Below are 16,325 nucleotides of genomic sequence, written 5' to 3'. Positions count from 1 at the left end.
AAAACGTCAGCTGACTTTTCTAGCCACTGGCGTTTTGCTTTTTCAATATATTGTTATCGCTGTTAAGTTAACGGGACCTGCCTATGCTGTTTAGTAAAAAGAAAAACCTTGAGGCTTTGCAAAACAAGTTAGCGGAAGTAAACACTGAAAAAATCGCTTTAGAACAGGAGATTCATCATCTCAAGGAAGAATTACGCCAGCAGAAAGAGAAACATCAAAACACTTCACCACAACAAACGCTTGATGAGCGTTTACTACTCGCCCAGCAACCTCTTCTTAACCAAGCTCTCAATGCGATCACACAAGTTTCTGAATATCTATTTGAGCCCATGAGTGCATCGGAAGGCAGCAACCAAAAAATTGCTGACAACAAATCCGATATTGCTAAACTCACCCTCTCTTTAACGGAGATTGCCAACAAAACCCAATCCAATCTTGACGATGTTAACAATCTCAAAAACATTACCAATGACATTAAAAGCTTCACCAACATTATCCAAAGCATCTCTGAACAGACCAATTTATTAGCACTCAATGCCGCCATTGAAGCCGCTCGCGCCGGCGAATATGGACGAGGCTTTGCGGTTGTGGCAGACGAAGTTCGAACACTGGCTAACAAAGCTCGAGACTCCAGCGAGCAGATTTCGACCTTGGTGCAAAAAATTGATGGCCATACCAACGCGGTCAGCGGTCAAATCGACATACTGTATCGCTCAGTATCAGATGCCAGTCAGAGTTGCGAACAGCTTGATCAATCCTTCCGCCTCACCGCGCAAGATGCTGAAAATATGATGTCTGCGGGCTACCATTCCATGGTCTTTGCCCATGGCTCTGCCTGTCTGCTAGAACTTAACCAATGGCAACTGTCCTACCTTATCCCCGCCTTAAGCAACCAAACACCAAGCGCCTTTAGAGACATCAAGGAGACGGATTTCGGTACTTGGTATTACCAAGGTACAGACAATGAGTTTAACTTCCGTTCACTCTCCGATTTTCTTAAAATCGACAATGAATTGTCTACTTTAAACGAGATAGCAAAGGAGCTGACACAAACTGCAACCCATAGCTCTGAATACTTAGCGCAACTGCAAGAGAACATGGTGCAACACATCATAAACATCTACCAACATATGCAACAGATCCAGAGTTACCTATTTAAACAAATCCAAGATTGAAGTAACCCTTCTCTTTAGAGACTGACGTCATCTCATAGGCAAGGTCATCTATGATTTTTCCCGATGTGGAATCACCAAGATTTTGGTCGCGGGGTATTCATCCGTCTATCCCGTGACACGATTAAACTTGGTAGAAGCCAGCATGGTTTCCCTCACAAAATGCTAGTCATAAAGTTGACAAGAGAAATGGTTACCCTGTATTAGAGATCTCTTGAGTTCTTTCTTCAGACTGGCATTAGTGAGATTTAATGATGAAAAAGCAATTATTACACACCGTTTTGTTCGGTCTACTGCTTGGCTCCGCTATGACGGCCCAAGCGCTTGAAATAGGCACTAAAATCAGCACTCCTTGCCCTTTTGGAGAATGCCAAAATGCGTTTGAGCTGTCTTACTTTGGTGAAGTGGATGTACCAACTGACACGTTTTTTCAGAATGTAGAGGTCGGTGGGCTCTCCGGGATCGACTATGATCCCCAGACGGGACATTATATTGCCATTTCCGATGATCGGTCAGAAAAGGGACCTACTCGTTTTTACACCCTGAGTCTGGATTTTACCAAAGAGGGTCTTAAAGCGGTGCATATTCTCAAATCCACCACACTCCTTACCAAACAAGGCAAACCATTTGGCAAAATGATGGCAGACTCTGAATCCATCCGAGTATTCAATGGTAAAGTCCTTTGGACAAGTGAAGGCTGGGGTAGCCATGAGATTCCCCCTTTTGTCCGCATCGCCGATATGAATGGCCACTTTATAAGAGAATTTACTCTGCCTAAAGGCTTTGCGCCAACCAAAAACCATAAATCTGGTATTCGAGACAATCTCGCTTTTGAAGGTTCCACCGTCTTGCCAGACGGAGACATTCTGATTGGCATGGAAACCGCTCTCTACCAAGATGGTCCAATCTCCAGTCTATTGCATGGCAGTCTCGCTCGAATTATTCGCTACGATGCCCAAACAGGTAAACCCAAAGCTGAATATGTTTATCCTGTCAGCCCTATTCCTCAAGCAGCGGCAACCTCCAAAGGGGGAAATGATAATGGCGTATCGGAAATTTATGCTCTAGATAACACCCATTACCTAGCACTAGAGCGCGGCTGGGCTGAGGGTGTCGGCAATTATGCCAAGCTGTTTTTGGTGGACATTAGCGGCGCCACTGACGTGTCTAACATTGCCTCTTTAATCCACAGCAAACAACGTATCGTCCCTGTACGCAAAACCCTAGTGCTCAACATTCGTGCTCTAGGAATCAAGCCAGATAATCTAGAAGGCATTACCATCGGCAAAACGAAAGCGGGTCAGGAAGTGCTGATTATTGAAGCGGATAACAACTTTAATAAACATGAAACCAACCAATTTCTAGCCTTTAAAGTACTAAAACGTCCTGGCTTAAATCGGCCAGTAAACTAAGGAAATAGGAGAATCCATCCCATTTCCTTACGACCTCCCTTTGCTAAAGAAGCTAATCAGGGGAGGTCGCCTTTATAGTGAAAACGCTTATGCCTAAAAGCATTTAGTTCGTTTTCCTATTTTTACGATTAAACAACCTTGAAAATCAAAAAAAGACATTAGCTTTATACTATTTAAAAAAGATAATATAAATAAGGTAAACATATAATGCGTATTGTAGAAAGTAATATAAAGGTTTATTAAAGGCTTTAATTTTTTTACCAACTATCCTTATTTTATATACGTAGGCAAAAATTTTATTTAGAAGCCCAACCTTGTCTCCTTTTACATTCTTTGTTGCCGAGGCAGACAACAATGTGTAAGACAAAAACTCATTAAACCAATCCACTAAAAATAAATTAACTGGTCGTTTAATATCTAGAAATAGCACAATTCTATTTTGCTCTGTTTTATTTTCGGCATAATGAATAAAAGTTTCATCAAACATAACAGACTCACCATCCCGCCAAGAATACTGTATACCGTCAACGACAATATGACAGTCATCAGAATTGGGGGTTACCAACCCTAAGTGGTAGCGTAACGATCCAGCATAAGGATCTCTATGCTTCACCAAACGAGCCCCTGGTGGCAACATGGCAAACATGGCCCCTTTCACACCAGGCACAGTGGATAGCAGCGCCACTGTATTGGGACATAACCGCTTAGCGGACTTTAAATCGGCACCGTACCACTTTAAGTAAAAGCGCTTCCAGCCAGTACGAAAGAACGAATTAAAGCCGAGATCGTCCAAATCATCAGACGCCTTAATTTGTGCTGAATTATTCAAGACAAGCGCTTCATCACGAATCATTTCCCAGTTATCTTCTATAACCTTCAGCTCAGGGAATTCTTTAACATCAATAAAAGGGCTCTTTTTAACGCGAGAGAACAGATAAAATAGGCAATTAATTGGGCCTAAGAAATTGGAATGATCGGTAATTCGACGAGATAACTTACTATGCTTAACCACACCACGGTTTTGAACATAAAAAGCACACATCACGAACAATAGAAAAACAGCAACCCCCATACATACATCCCCCAAGGTATTGAAAACACCTCAATCATGAGGTTAATCCGGGCTATGCTATTTTAACCACCTTCCAAACACAAATTGACTTTACTCATTATTGAAATAACAAAAAGGAATAACTTAAGAAAATCTCAAGAAAAAACACTATTTTTAAAAAAATGGAAAAATAAGAAAACAATTAGAAAAAACATTAAACATTCAATAGGACATACTTCTAAAATAAGAATAAAAATAAAGCATTTGACATATCGAAATAACACTCAATTTTCAAGTAAATCAGGTTAACAAAGGCATTCAGAAAAATTTACCCAGCAAGCAATGCTATAGCCATAAAAGAAATGATCTATTACGGCTATAGCAGATTAGCTCTGAGCTGGGGAATAAGACTTACGAAAACAATTCCATTCCTCAAAAAATAAACATGAGTAAAGCCCCTGTTATACTCTAGGTGTTTACAACTCACACGCCAATAACGTGCCCTGTTTTATCGCACGTTTCGCGTCAAGCTCTGATGCAACATCCGCTCCGCCAATAAAGTGCACAGGTCTATTTATGCTCTCACCTAAGATTTTATTGGGTAATTGACCCGCACAAATCACAACGTTGTCGACCGCTAAGCATTGCGGCTCCCCAGCCACGGTGAGGTGCAACCCTTGATCATCGATTTTTTGGTACTCACAATTGGCAAGCATGGTCACGCCTTTTTTCAACAGCTCAGTTCGATGAATCCAGCCTGTGGTTTTTCCTAAATTCGCACCGACCTTGGAGGCTTTTCGCTGTAGCAAGAAGACTTCCCTAACGGCTGGTTGAAAGTTTGGCTTCATTCCTTCCACACCACCTCGGGTTTGAAAGGTCATATCCACCCCCCACTGATTCATAAACTCACCAATGGTTTTGGCTCCATGGGATAGGTCATGGATCAGATATTCGCTGATATCAAACCCAATACCACCCGCACCGATCACCGCCACACGCTTACCAACAGCATGACCATTCATAACATCCAAATAACTCAACACTTTTGGATGATCGATCCCCTCAATCTCCGGTTCCCTTGGTAAGATGCCCGTTGCCATGACCACATCGTCAAAATCGTATTGATTCAATAGAGATTCATCAACGCATGTATTGAGTTTTAACGTGACACCCGTCAGTGCGATTTGACGCTTAAAATAGCGCAGTGTTTCATAAAACTCTTCTTTACCAGGAATACGCTTAGCAATATTAAATTGCCCGCCAATCTCACTGGCCATATCAAATAAAGTGACCTTATGTCCTCGTTTCGCCGCCGTTGTCGCAAACGCTAAACCAGCTGGGCCAGCCCCTATAACGCCAATACGCTTTGGCGTTTCAGCGGGCGCAATAATAAGCTTCGTCTCATGGCAGGCTCTTGGGTTAACCAAGCAAGATGTGACCTTCTGATAAAAAACATGATCCAAACAAGCTTGGTTACACCCTATACAGGTGTTGATTTCATCCGCTCGATTTTGCCGCGCTTTCACCACAAACTCAGGGTCGGCAAGAAACGGCCGAGCCATAGACACCAAATCCGCATCACCCCGAGCCAGTACTTCCTCAGCGACCTCCGGCATATTGATCCGGTTAGAGGTGACCAAAGGGAGAGTTAACGACTCTTTAAGCTTCGCTGTCACCCAAGTAAAAGCCGCTCTTGGAACTTTAGTAGCAATCGTCGGCACTCTGGCCTCATGCCAGCCAATGCCCGTATTAATAATCGTTGCGCCTGCTTTTTCGATCGCTAAACCAAGGGAAATGACTTCGTCTAATGTACTTCCCTGCTCCACCAAATCCAGCATGGACAAACGGTAGATAATGATAAAATGTTCACCCACCGCATCACGAATGCGGCGCACTACCTCTATCGGAAGACGCATCCGATTCTCGTATTCTCCGCCCCAATCATCCTCGCGGTGATTCGTACGAGCAGCGATAAACTGATTGAGTAAATAGCCTTCGGAGCCCATCACTTCCACTCCGTCGTACCCGGCTTTTTGCGCTAATAAAGCAGCATTCACAAAGTCATCAATTTGCTTAGCAATTTCATCCTGGGTTAATTCATGGGGAGGGAAAGGGTTAATCGGAGCCTGCAAGGCGGAAGGAGCAACCAACTTTGGGGTAAAAGCATAACGGCCTGAATGCAAAATCTGCATACAAATCTTTCCGCCTTCGGCATGGACCGCAGACGTCACTTGACGATGGTTGTCTACATCCTTTTCGCTTGCCATCAAGGCCGCACCAGCGTAAACCCCTCCCTCCTCATTTGGACCGATACCACCTGTTACAATCAAAGCCACGCCGCCCCTAGCTCGCTCTGCGTAAAACGCAGCCATACGAGGAAAGCCATCTTTGGCTTCTTCTAATCCCAAATGCATGGATCCCATAATAATGCGGTTTTTTAGTTGCATAAAACCGAGATCTAATGGTTGAAAGAGATGCGGATAAGCTGACTGACTCATAATGATGCCCTTTTAAGGATGTTATTGTTATACAAACCACGACACGACTGCTGTGCTCGATACCTCGTACTGGGTTCGCTTATAGAGGTCTCTTAACAAGCCGAAAACAATCTAGACACTGTCAAGATAGAATTTAATTTTGACACTGTCAAGATAAACAGCTTTAATCCGAGCATGACCACAACGAAAAAAACCTATCATCATGGTGATTTGAAAATCACCTTAATCCAAGCCGCTAGCGACCTGCTTCATAAAGAAGGGGCCAATGCCTTATCGATGCGTAAGTTAGCAGACATCGTTGGCGTGTCTCGCACCGCCCCCTATCACCATTTCAAAGATAAAAATGCTTTACTCTGTGCCATTGCAGCCAATGGTTTTGAGCAGCAAACAAAACAGCTTAGACAGCTGATTGAACAGCAAGACCATAGCGAAGAAACCTTTAAAAAGTATGTCTTTTTATACATTCACTTTGCCCAACAACAAAGTGAACTCTATGACCTTATGTATGGCCGCACCTTGTGGCAAACAGGCACACCTAATGACGACTTAAAGCTAGCATCACGCCAGGCTTTTAAATGCTGGATAGACTGGGTGGAAGCCCTACAAAAAAATGGTGTTTTGACCAGCAGTAATACACCGCTTAGGGTAGGACAAGCCACCTGGGCGAGCCTACACGGCCTTGCCAGATTCTTAATTGATGGTATCTATGTTGATGAAGAAAACGTCACCGAAATGGCAGAACAAATGCTTGAGATGATGGTAATCAAACACCCTCTTGCCTGAATAGAATAAGAAGATAAAAGAAATACAGAGGATTGAGCACACAAATATAAACATCGTGTACTCAATATAAAACGCGAGAAAAACGAAGTAGAACGAATAAAGCGCTTCTAATACGTTTTTTCCTCTTGATTAATAAAGATCAAGACGAGAAAGAGTACCACGATAAAACGAAATGCCGAGGATTGCCCGTTCCAAATTTTAGACTGCCACATTAAAAACCACTCTGCGCCAATGGTCATAAATCCAGTAAACCAAAGTAACACCCCAAGCGCTAAGCCAATATTGGCCCATTTTTTGGCTCGATTAAAGGTCCTGTTGTCTGCCAGTCGGCTGTGCCACATTTGCCACACACCCAGCGCACACAATATTCCTACCATGGCTTCGGTAAAGATAATCAGCCAATAAAAAGCGTGGTGTAGAAAAGGTGCCTGAATAGAACGATAGATCAGCGGATTATTATTGAAAATAGAATCCATGGTTAATACATGCTGCACAAACGCATAATTGGATCCATAATCCACGATATTATTAAAAGCAACCAATCCTGCAAACAAGGCAACACAAGCCACTAAAATAACTTTGATAACTCTTAAATGATTCATACTCACGGTCCATATGATAATAATTGATATCCAAGTTTCTCCTTATACACTGGAATCTAGCGAAAAAAAATACCGACACACAAAATGTGTCGGTATTTTTTGAGAGACAAGCCCTTAGAAGCGATCAAATCGATAAGGAGCAGGATTAACAATCGGCTCGTGGTTGGAGACAAGATCCGCCGCTAATTGCCCCGCTGCAGGTCCCGTTCCAAAACCATGGCCGGAGAAGCCCGTCGCAACGGTTAAACCTGGGATGCTTTTCACATGATCAATCACCGGACTTGAGTCAGGTGTAATATCGATCACCCCAGCCCAGGCCTCTTCTAACTCAGCCGCTTCGAACATCGGCCAAGCCTTTCTCAAGTTGGTTATGGCCTCATTGTTCAAAGCTGGATTGGCTTGTGGGTCCATAGTGCGGATTTTTTCAAAAGGCGTCACTTGCTTACCGTTCCAGCGCCGTGCCAAGGCTAAATCTTTAAAAAACTCACGGCCCATCGACACACGCAAAAAACCACCTTGAGTGCGTAGTTGGGATAGGTAGCGTCGGCCAATCAATAAATGATCTAAAGTGAGTTTGGCATCTAACGCCCCACGCTGGGTGACAATAAAACCACCGCCTTGATGTTTCCTAAAAGAGAAATCTGGACCGCCAACGGCAATATCAGTCGGCCCTTCCATTGGCTTGGTTCGCATCACTGAACATATTAATGGCAAGGTATATAAAGACACCCCCAAGTTGCCTAAGAAGCGTCTTGACCACGCGCCCCCCGCCAGCAACACTCGTTCACAACGAATTTCTCCTTGTTCTGTCACCACACCTGAGACCTTGCCCCCAGACATGGATAAAGTGCGAACGGCACAGTTTTGTACCATTATTGCCCCCAGCTCAATGGCTTTTTTCGCCATGGCTGCGGTTGCGACAGCAGGCTCTGCGCGACCGTCAGAGGGTGTATAGATTCCTCCCACCCAATCGCCCTTTCCACCTGGCACTTTTTGATCAATTTCTTGTTTGCTCAACAAATGTGAGTCCAAATCCAGAGCTTGAACAGACTTCAACCAGCCTTCACTTGCTGCCAGTTGCTCTTCTGTTTTTGCTAAAAACATAATGCCAGCTTGTTTATAGCCTGCATCATGACCAATTCTCTCGGGCATTTGTGCCCAGAGTCGATCGGCTGCGGCCGCCAGAGGCACATCCTCTGAGTGACGGTTGGTTTTCCGAATCCAACCCAAGTTTCGTGAAGATTGCTCTCCTCCGATATGGCCTTTTTCTAACAAAACAACAGGAATATTGCGCTCAGCTAAGGTTAGTGCAGCTGTCACGCCAACAATACCACCACCAATCACCACAACAGTCGTTGACTCTGGTAACTGATCTTGCGTTTGTACCGCATCGAGTGTTTTTGTCATAACAAATTCCCTAGGAATGAAAGGGTGTTTTCACAATAATGAAAACTCCCTCTTAGAATTTTAAAAAACCGAATAATTAAGCAATCGTGATTTCTTGCACTTTGACTTTCGAAGCCCCACGATAAGCCGTGACTTCTAATTCCACTTTATAAACAGTGGACCCTAAAGGAGGACAGGTAACCGTCGTCGCTGGGTTAACCCCTTTAAACTTAGTACCAATAAATTCCATCACCGCTGGTGTGTCTGCTGGGTCTTGGATGAACACACGTGACACCATAACATCTTCTAAACAAGAATCGACTGCCTTAAGAGCTTTCTCAATATTACTGAAGACTTGTTTAGCTTGTTCAATCACATCGTCTGGGATTTCTTTTGTCTCTGGGTTACGGCCTGCCGTATTAGAAACATAAATCCAGTTATCGACAGAAACAACACGAGAATAGCTGCCTTTCTCTTCAAAAATGGAACCCGTTTTTGCCTTGATAATGGTAGTCATGATATTCACCCTATAAAATAATAATGTTTAAAAGCTGTATCGTTAATGATTCAATGAGAGCGAGACTGATCGAAGTTTGTCATCAGTCTCACTCTGTGATTGTTGTTATTTCAGTATTTATGCTGCTACTTCAGTATTTATGCTGTTATTTCAGTACTGGGGTTTCCCAAAGGTTCAATTTGACACCAATACCTTTCTCTATTGCATTGCGGTAAATCACGGTTGCCCAAGCAATGTCTTCTACTGGCATACCACCAACAGACATAATGATGATCTCTTCGTCGTTTTGGCGACCTGGCGCTTCATTTGCTACGATTTTGCCAATGTCTTCCAGCTCCGCTTTATCAAGTTGGCCGTCGGCGATCATATCCATAAAACGCACACCCACTAGCGGAACACAGTTATGGGCAGGTTTCGGTAATTCTTCAAACCATGCCTCGTATAAGCGGGTATTATCCAACACCTTACGCACACCAGGACCTTCCATTCCCTCATCTAAAGAACAGCTTGCTGGCATGGCTAAAAATGCCCCTGGTTTCACCCATTCACGTTTGACGATAGGGTAAGTCGTTGGATCCCCTGTCTCTCCAGAGTTACAATAAGTGACAAGATCTGATCCTCGTACCACATCTTCAATACTATCGACCACTTGGATATTGGTAATTTGTGGAAAGGTTTCCTTCACCCACCCAATGAAATCATCCAAACTCTTTTGACCACGGCCTTTAATCTTAATGGTATCAATGTGATGACAGGCCGCCATAAAGGCAGAAACGGTGGTTTTCCCCATCACACCTGGGCCAAGCAGACCAATCACTTTTGCATCTTTACGAGCTAAATGACGCGCCCCCACGCCAGGGATCGCTCCCGTGCGGTAAGCAGACAATAAATTGGCCGACATATAAGCCAAAGGTGCGGCGGTCTCAATATCGCTTAGCGTTAACATCAATATAGAGCGAGGTAGCCCCTTCTCACGGTTGGCGATGTTAGAGCCATACCACTTCACGCCACAGGTCTGAAAATCCCCACCTAAATAAGCAGGCATGGCCATTAAGCGTCGATCTGCTGTGGGTTTCGGCATGGTTGGAAAAGGAGACTCTTCAGGAAACGTAATCAAAGCACCATGGGAATCACTATTAGAACCTGCCATGCGATAATCGCCTTTATGCAAAAGCACAAACATTTCTTCCATGGTGTCGACACATTTGGGCATATCGGTAACACCGGCACGAATCATGTCCTGCTCTGATAGATAAATAAAATCGATAGTTGTGTTCTCAGACATAGCAATACCTAATAATAAAAATGAATAGTTTTTGTTTTTACGCTCCTAAACCGGACAAAATAAACCCCTTTATCTTGCTTCAACACCAGTGGCTAAGTAGCTCTTGATGCAAATGGCTTAGCAACGATTGCCTTTGATCCTAGTCCTGTCGAATGGCTGCGTATTGGAATTTTCCGACATGAATCATGTTCACCCAACGAACCAAAAGTAACGGTATAATTTTTGCATGATTATTCCGGTACTTTGTACTTTGAGTACCTAATGAGAAAGTAAAAGCAGCTTATGGGCTGACTTTTGATTCATCCTTCATTCAAGCAGAGCCATGCTATGTCAATATCATCCAGAGTTATGCCGATGTTCGATATTCGCTCAGAACAGCCTTGGTTTGTTCTTAATTCTGCTCAGCAATTCTCTCTTTACCCTTCGTCAAACCCTGCCATATCCCACTATTACAGTTTTGAACTGAAACAGGAATGCAAACTTAACTTTGCCATTCCTGATGGTTGTGTTGATGTGGTATTTGACTGTGATGAATATAAGCCACGGGGCATGATTTGCGGTACGCCACTGGAAGCTCGTAACACCCAACTTATCAGTCAACATCGTTATTTCGGAGTGCGGTTTGCAAGAGGCGTCATACCGGATTTTGTTAATGTCGCCACAGGGGATTTAATCGATCAAGAGTTTGACTTTTTAGAGACGATCCCCAACAGTTACGAGGCTTTCGAGAAAATTGTTAGCCAACCTAGCTTTGCCAAACAGGTCGCCATTTTTAACGAATTTTTATTGGGCAAGCAGATAAGACAGCCTTCCTCACTCACCCTTCAAGTGGTTCAGGACATCTATAAGAAAAAAGGCAATATTCGGATTCAAGACTTGGAAACCCTAACAGGTTACACAACGCGAACCATACAAAGACAGTTTCGCGACGATCTCGGAGTGTCTCCCAAAACATTCAGCCGTATCATTCGTTGCCAATCGGCAGTGTGTGATATCCATAACAACAATGAATTGGTTTTCTCTGATTTGGCCTGCGACTTAGGGTTTTATGATCAATCGCACTTTCTTAGCGAGTTTAAAAAGCTTGTCAGCACCACACCATTGGATTATTTGAATCGTATATCACGCGGCACCTATCAACAACGAATTCGTTATTACTGAACCATTCCCGTGCAATGATATTCCTTCTGCCTAAAAAAGCCCCAAGATGGCGCATTTTTAGTGTTTTCAGCTCGCCAAAGATTCCTATAAAAAAAGCCGATTGAGGTCTTTATCAATCGGCTTTTTTATCAAGGTGGAGCGAAATGCTTGTCCGTTTTACTCACTACTCACACAGTTTTCGGCACCGTGTTTAGTTTGTCTTCTTCAACCTGATCAAGAGCTGGATCCCCTTTCCCTTTGGAGATTTTGATCACATAACCAGTCACAAATAAGGTCACAGCAATACCAATCGCAGTGGATACAGACATAGATAAGCCAAAGCCTAATGTACTGTTATTGAGTATAAAGGTGGTACAAACCGCCGTCATAAACATCGCTGGAATCGTAGAGATCCAGTGTAGCTTATTGAAACGAAGCAAGTAGGCAGAGGCGGTCCATAACATCATTACCGCCGTCATTTGGTTGGCAAAGCCGAAGTAGCGCCAAATCACAGCAAAATCCACCTGTGTCAGAATGCCACCAATAATAAACAGCGGCACAGACATAAATAAGCGGTTTTTCAGTGTTTTTTGCTCCATGCTAAAGTATTCCGCCAAAATCAGACGGCTAGAGCGAAATGCCGTATCGCCAGAGGTAATCGGCAAAATAACCACACCCAAAAAGGCAAGGATGCCGCCGAACGTACCAAGCAAGCCGAAGGACGCAGTATAAACCACATTACCCGGTCCACCATGGGCAACGGCGGCTCCTAATGATCCCATTGAACCAAAGAAGGACAACGCAATCGCACACCAGATCAAAGCGATCACCCCTTCACCTATCATGGCGCCGAAGAAGACAAATCGACCATTCTTCTCATTTTCCAAACACCGTGCCATCAAAGGTGATTGCGTGGCATGAAAGCCCGATACCGCCCCACAAGCAATGGTGATAAATAGAGCGGGCCATAGAGGTAAATGATTTGGGTTCATATTGGTGAACATATCGCTAAACGAGTAGTTCGCTAACAGCGCATGATGGGACGAAAACGCAATCGCACCGATCAGTCCAACCGACATAAAAATCAGTAGCGCCCCAAACAATGGATACAAGCGCCCAATGATTTTATCGATAGGAACAATAGTCGCCAAAATATAGTAAGCAAAAATGACGGCTACCATGGTTCCCATGGACAATGTTGCGCTGGTTTGATGGTTCACCAAATTGGTGATCATACTGGCAGGGGCGGATACAAACACCACACCAACCAATAATAACAACACCACAGCGAACACATTCATAAAGTGTTTGGCGCCTTTGCCAAGATAGCGCCCCGTGATAGAAGGAACCGATGCCCCACCATTACGAATAGACAGCATCCCCGAAAAGTAATCGTGAACAGCACCAGCGAAAATACACCCAAAGACAATCCAGAGCATGGCAGCAGGACCATATAGCGCCCCCATAATGGGACCGAAAATAGGGCCAACACCAGCAATGTTTAATAACTGTACGAGGTACACTTTCTTGTTCGACATGGGAACGTAATCCACACCATCACGCTTAGAAAACGCAGGTGTCGTACGATTCTCTTTGATACCGAAGACTTTTTCGACAAAAGCCCCGTAAATGAAGTAACCCGCGATTAGCGCAGCTACACAAAATAGAAACATCATCATTTTATTATCTTCCTATTGCATAATTGTTTTTATAGTTGCAACGGCAAAGATAAATCGGCTTTTATAAAGAATCACCAGAGCTTTTGCCCAGTGGCAAGATACTAAGCTAAGCGGTCATAGGAAAAATTGAGCGGAGTGGGACAAACTTAAAAAGTCAGTAAAATGCCATGAAGATGACGAGGGGTACACATTCCTTCCAAAGGTGTCACCATCGTTAAATAATCCCCAACATATGCTTCAAAGTCTTTAAGTAACGACGACTCACCGGCACCAGTTTCCCACTGAGTGTCACCACTTCCGCCAAGCCATTATCCAGTAACTGAATCTCTTTAATGCTCTTCGTATTAATAAGATATTGGCGATGACAGCGCAGTAAATCCGTTTTTTCTTCCAAGGTCTTTAACGTGAGTTGGCTACTTGCCGTCTGATGAGCGGTTTGCACATGAACCCCCGATAGATCACTGTAAACCATTTCAATCTCCTGAAGTGGAATGATCATAATACGATTGTGTCCAAGACAAGGCACTTGCTGAAGTATTTTTGGCGTGAGCGCATCAATTTGCGCCTGTGTATGGGGCGCCTCTTGATTATGCTTCACTTTTAACAGGCGCTGTAGAGTCTTATCCAAACGTTTCGGGTCTACTGGTTTCAGCAAGTAATCAAGGGCGTTGTCTTCAAATGCGCGAACGGCATACTGATCAAAGGCCGTGACAAACACCACACAAGGCATCGTCTCAGGATCCAACATACCAATCAGCTCAATGCCACTGAGTTGTGGCATTTGAATGTCCAAAAAAACAGCATCGGGCTTTAACGTATTAATCAACTTGAGCCCTTCTATGGCATTATTGGCCTGCGCGACGACGTTCACTTTTGCGGACTCTTGAAGCAACTCTGTCAGCTCTTCACGGGCCAAGAACTCATCATCTATTACTATTGCCGTTAGCATAACCACTTTTCTCGACGATTATTGTTATTGGATTGCGCAGCCACCCCCACACTTTAAGAAGAAACCTGATCAGGGACGAGAAAACGCATTCGTGTTGATTTGCCTGCTTCACACTCCGTTTGCAACGCGGCTTTATCACCAAAAAAATGCACAAGACGCTTTGCGACAATCTCCATCCCTAGACCTTGCTTGTCACCCAATGCCGGCACAAACTGCCCCGCATTGTCTTCCACGACAATATTATACCCCACCCCATTGCGTTCACTATAGATGCGCACCCGCCCACCTTCTAACATTGTACTGATACCATGCTTGATGGCGTTCTCAACCAATGGCTGTAGGGTAAAACTGGGCAATAACCTCTCCTGCAATGCTTCATGAATATCAATCTCCACGGTTAGACGATCAGTAAAACGCGCCTTTTCAATCGTCAAATAAGCATTCACATGGGCAAGCTCATCTTTAAACGCCACCGTTTCAATATTCTGCTTAAGATTACTCCTAAAAAAATGCGAAAGATGCTGAATAAGCTCTCGTGCTTTATTCGGATCCCGACGAATCACCGCACTGATGGTATTGAGCGCATTAAATAAAAAGTGAGGGTTCACTTGCGCGTGCAACAGCTTAATTTCTGCTTGAGTTAACAGCGTTTGCTGCTGTTGGAAATCGCCATATAAAATTTGGCTCGACAATAACTGCCCGATCCCCTCTCCCATGGAACGATTGATATTCGACAAAAGTTTCCGTTTGGGCTCATAAAGCTTAATGGTACCCACCACTTTTTTGCCCGCTCGCAACGGAATAACCAATACCGTCCCGAGCTTACAATTATCTGAAATAGAGCAATGATAAGGTGATTCACGGGCGCCTAAATAAATGATGCGGTTTTGCTCCATAGCTTGTCGCGTATACTTGGAGGAAATCGGCGTATTGGGCTTATGGTGATCTTCACCAATACCAATAAAGGCCAACGTATTTTCTGTATCCGTAATGGCCACCGCCCCCACATTGGTCTCTTCGTAGATAATCCGAGCGACTTTTTCCGCACTGCTCCCATCAAACCCCGTACTCCAAATGCCCACACTTCGCTCGGCGATGGTCAGTGCTCGTCTTGAAAACACCGCAGAGTATCGCTCAAAAATGGTTTTCTTATCTTGCAGAATACTGACAAATAACGCGGCCCCCACACAATTGGCAATGATCATCGGCGCCGCAATCTCAGACACCAAGGTATAGGCACGATCAAAGGGTTTGGCAACCGCGAGAATAATCAGCATTTGACTGACTTCCGCCACGAAAGTGATCGCCAATACAATCAAAGGATTAAATAACAGGTAGGACTTATCCTTTCTGACTAAATACAAGTGCAATAAACCACCGATCAAGCCCTCCATGGTCGTGGAAATCGCGCAGGCCACATCGGTGAAACCGCCCAAAGTATAGCGATGAATCCCTCCCGTTAACCCCACTGCAAAACCAACAACCGGCCCCCCTAGTAAGCCACCGATGACCGCCCCAATCGCACGGGTATTGGCAATCGCATCGTTAATATTCAGACCAAAATACGTTCCCAAAATACAAAACAAAGAGAAAAGCACATAACAACTAAATTTGTGGGAACGCTGAGAGGAAATATTCAACAAAGGCAGAAATATTGGCGTCTTACTCAGCATATAAGCCAATACAAGATACACACACATCTGCTGCAACAAAGACGGAACTAAATGCATAAATCAATACTTATTGTTAAATGGAAAGCGGCAAACGAACACCCTATAGATTCAATTTACTCCCCTAAACCAAGGTGGACAAGGTTTAGGTTGTGTGAGTAAAAAAGTTCGGGCAATATCA

13 protein-coding genes are annotated in these 16,325 nt (G+C 44.0%); 4 read left to right on the top strand and 9 right to left on the bottom strand.

What is annotated here, in order from left to right; all coding sequences use genetic code 11:
- Positions 1 to 83 precede the first annotated feature (83 nt).
- Positions 84 to 1,175 (top strand): methyl-accepting chemotaxis protein, encoded by a 1,092-nt coding sequence (locus tag JHD45_RS03840; RefSeq protein ID WP_199474932.1) that lies wholly within the window; start codon positions 84 to 86, stop codon positions 1,173 to 1,175.
- A gap of 248 nt (positions 1,176 to 1,423) precedes the next feature.
- The gene (locus JHD45_RS03835) at positions 1,424 to 2,584 is read left to right on the top strand and encodes an esterase-like activity of phytase family protein (protein WP_199474929.1); all 1,161 of its coding nucleotides are present in this window, start codon (positions 1,424 to 1,426) and stop codon (positions 2,582 to 2,584) included.
- A 169-nt stretch (positions 2,585 to 2,753) separates the two neighbouring features.
- On the opposite strand, the gene JHD45_RS03830 is transcribed toward JHD45_RS03835, so the two are convergent.
- A complete protein-coding gene (locus tag JHD45_RS03830) occupies positions 2,754 to 3,656 on the bottom strand; it encodes an aspartyl/asparaginyl beta-hydroxylase domain-containing protein (RefSeq protein ID WP_199474927.1) in 903 nt (300 codons plus the stop codon).
- Between the two features lie 455 nt (positions 3,657 to 4,111).
- On the bottom strand, positions 4,112 to 6,133 hold the full coding sequence (locus JHD45_RS03825; RefSeq protein ID WP_199474919.1) for an NADPH-dependent 2,4-dienoyl-CoA reductase: 2,022 nt from the start codon (positions 6,131 to 6,133) through the stop codon (positions 4,112 to 4,114).
- 174 nt (positions 6,134 to 6,307) lie between these two features.
- On the opposite strand from JHD45_RS03825, the gene JHD45_RS03820 reads away from it, so the two are divergent.
- Entirely contained in the window at positions 6,308 to 6,916 is a 609-nt protein-coding gene (locus JHD45_RS03820; protein WP_199474917.1) for a TetR/AcrR family transcriptional regulator, read from the top strand.
- 107 nt (positions 6,917 to 7,023) lie between these two features.
- On the opposite strand, the gene JHD45_RS03815 is transcribed toward JHD45_RS03820, so the two are convergent.
- The 4 genes from JHD45_RS03815 to JHD45_RS03800 all read right to left on the bottom strand — a co-directional run bounded on the left by JHD45_RS03815 (position 7,024) and on the right by JHD45_RS03800 (position 10,706).
- Positions 7,024 to 7,518, bottom strand: coding sequence for a DUF2165 family protein (locus tag JHD45_RS03815; protein WP_199474915.1), 495 nt, complete (start codon positions 7,516 to 7,518; stop codon positions 7,024 to 7,026).
- A 114-nt stretch (positions 7,519 to 7,632) separates the two neighbouring features.
- The gene (locus JHD45_RS03810; protein WP_199474913.1) at positions 7,633 to 8,925 is read right to left on the bottom strand and encodes an NAD(P)/FAD-dependent oxidoreductase; all 1,293 of its coding nucleotides are present in this window, start codon (positions 8,923 to 8,925) and stop codon (positions 7,633 to 7,635) included.
- A 76-nt stretch (positions 8,926 to 9,001) separates the two neighbouring features.
- The gene (locus JHD45_RS03805; protein WP_199474910.1) at positions 9,002 to 9,421 is read right to left on the bottom strand and encodes a RidA family protein; all 420 of its coding nucleotides are present in this window, start codon (positions 9,419 to 9,421) and stop codon (positions 9,002 to 9,004) included.
- Positions 9,422 to 9,566: 145 nt separating this feature from the next.
- Positions 9,567 to 10,706, bottom strand: a complete 1,140-nt coding sequence (locus tag JHD45_RS03800; protein WP_199474908.1) for a tyramine oxidase subunit B — start codon at positions 10,704 to 10,706, stop codon at positions 9,567 to 9,569.
- 327 nt (positions 10,707 to 11,033) lie between these two features.
- Here JHD45_RS03800 and JHD45_RS03795 point away from each other — a divergent pair, with 327 nt between their 5' ends.
- Positions 11,034 to 11,867 (top strand): helix-turn-helix domain-containing protein, encoded by an 834-nt coding sequence (locus JHD45_RS03795; RefSeq protein ID WP_199474906.1) that lies wholly within the window; start codon positions 11,034 to 11,036, stop codon positions 11,865 to 11,867.
- 167 nt (positions 11,868 to 12,034) lie between these two features.
- Here JHD45_RS03795 and JHD45_RS03790 read toward each other — a convergent pair whose 3' ends face one another.
- From JHD45_RS03790 to JHD45_RS03780, 3 genes are all read right to left on the bottom strand, one after another.
- On the bottom strand, positions 12,035 to 13,525 hold the full coding sequence (locus tag JHD45_RS03790; RefSeq protein WP_199474904.1) for a carbon starvation protein A: 1,491 nt from the start codon (positions 13,523 to 13,525) through the stop codon (positions 12,035 to 12,037).
- 214 nt (positions 13,526 to 13,739) lie between these two features.
- Positions 13,740 to 14,474 (bottom strand): two-component system response regulator BtsR, encoded by a 735-nt coding sequence (btsR, locus tag JHD45_RS03785; protein ID WP_199474902.1) that lies wholly within the window; start codon positions 14,472 to 14,474, stop codon positions 13,740 to 13,742.
- 53 nt (positions 14,475 to 14,527) lie between these two features.
- Positions 14,528 to 16,204 carry a sensor histidine kinase gene (locus tag JHD45_RS03780; protein WP_199474894.1) on the bottom strand — a complete coding sequence of 559 codons (1,677 nt, stop codon included), beginning with the start codon at positions 16,202 to 16,204 and terminating at the stop codon, positions 14,528 to 14,530.
- Between the last annotated feature and the right edge of the window lie 121 nt (positions 16,205 to 16,325).

The organism is Marinomonas spartinae (assembly GCF_016461715.1).
Taxonomy (GTDB): Bacteria; Pseudomonadota; Gammaproteobacteria; order Pseudomonadales; family Marinomonadaceae; genus Marinomonas; species Marinomonas spartinae_A.
The sequence above is the reverse complement of the archived record's forward strand: the minus strand, read 5'-3'. Positions and strand labels throughout refer to the sequence as shown.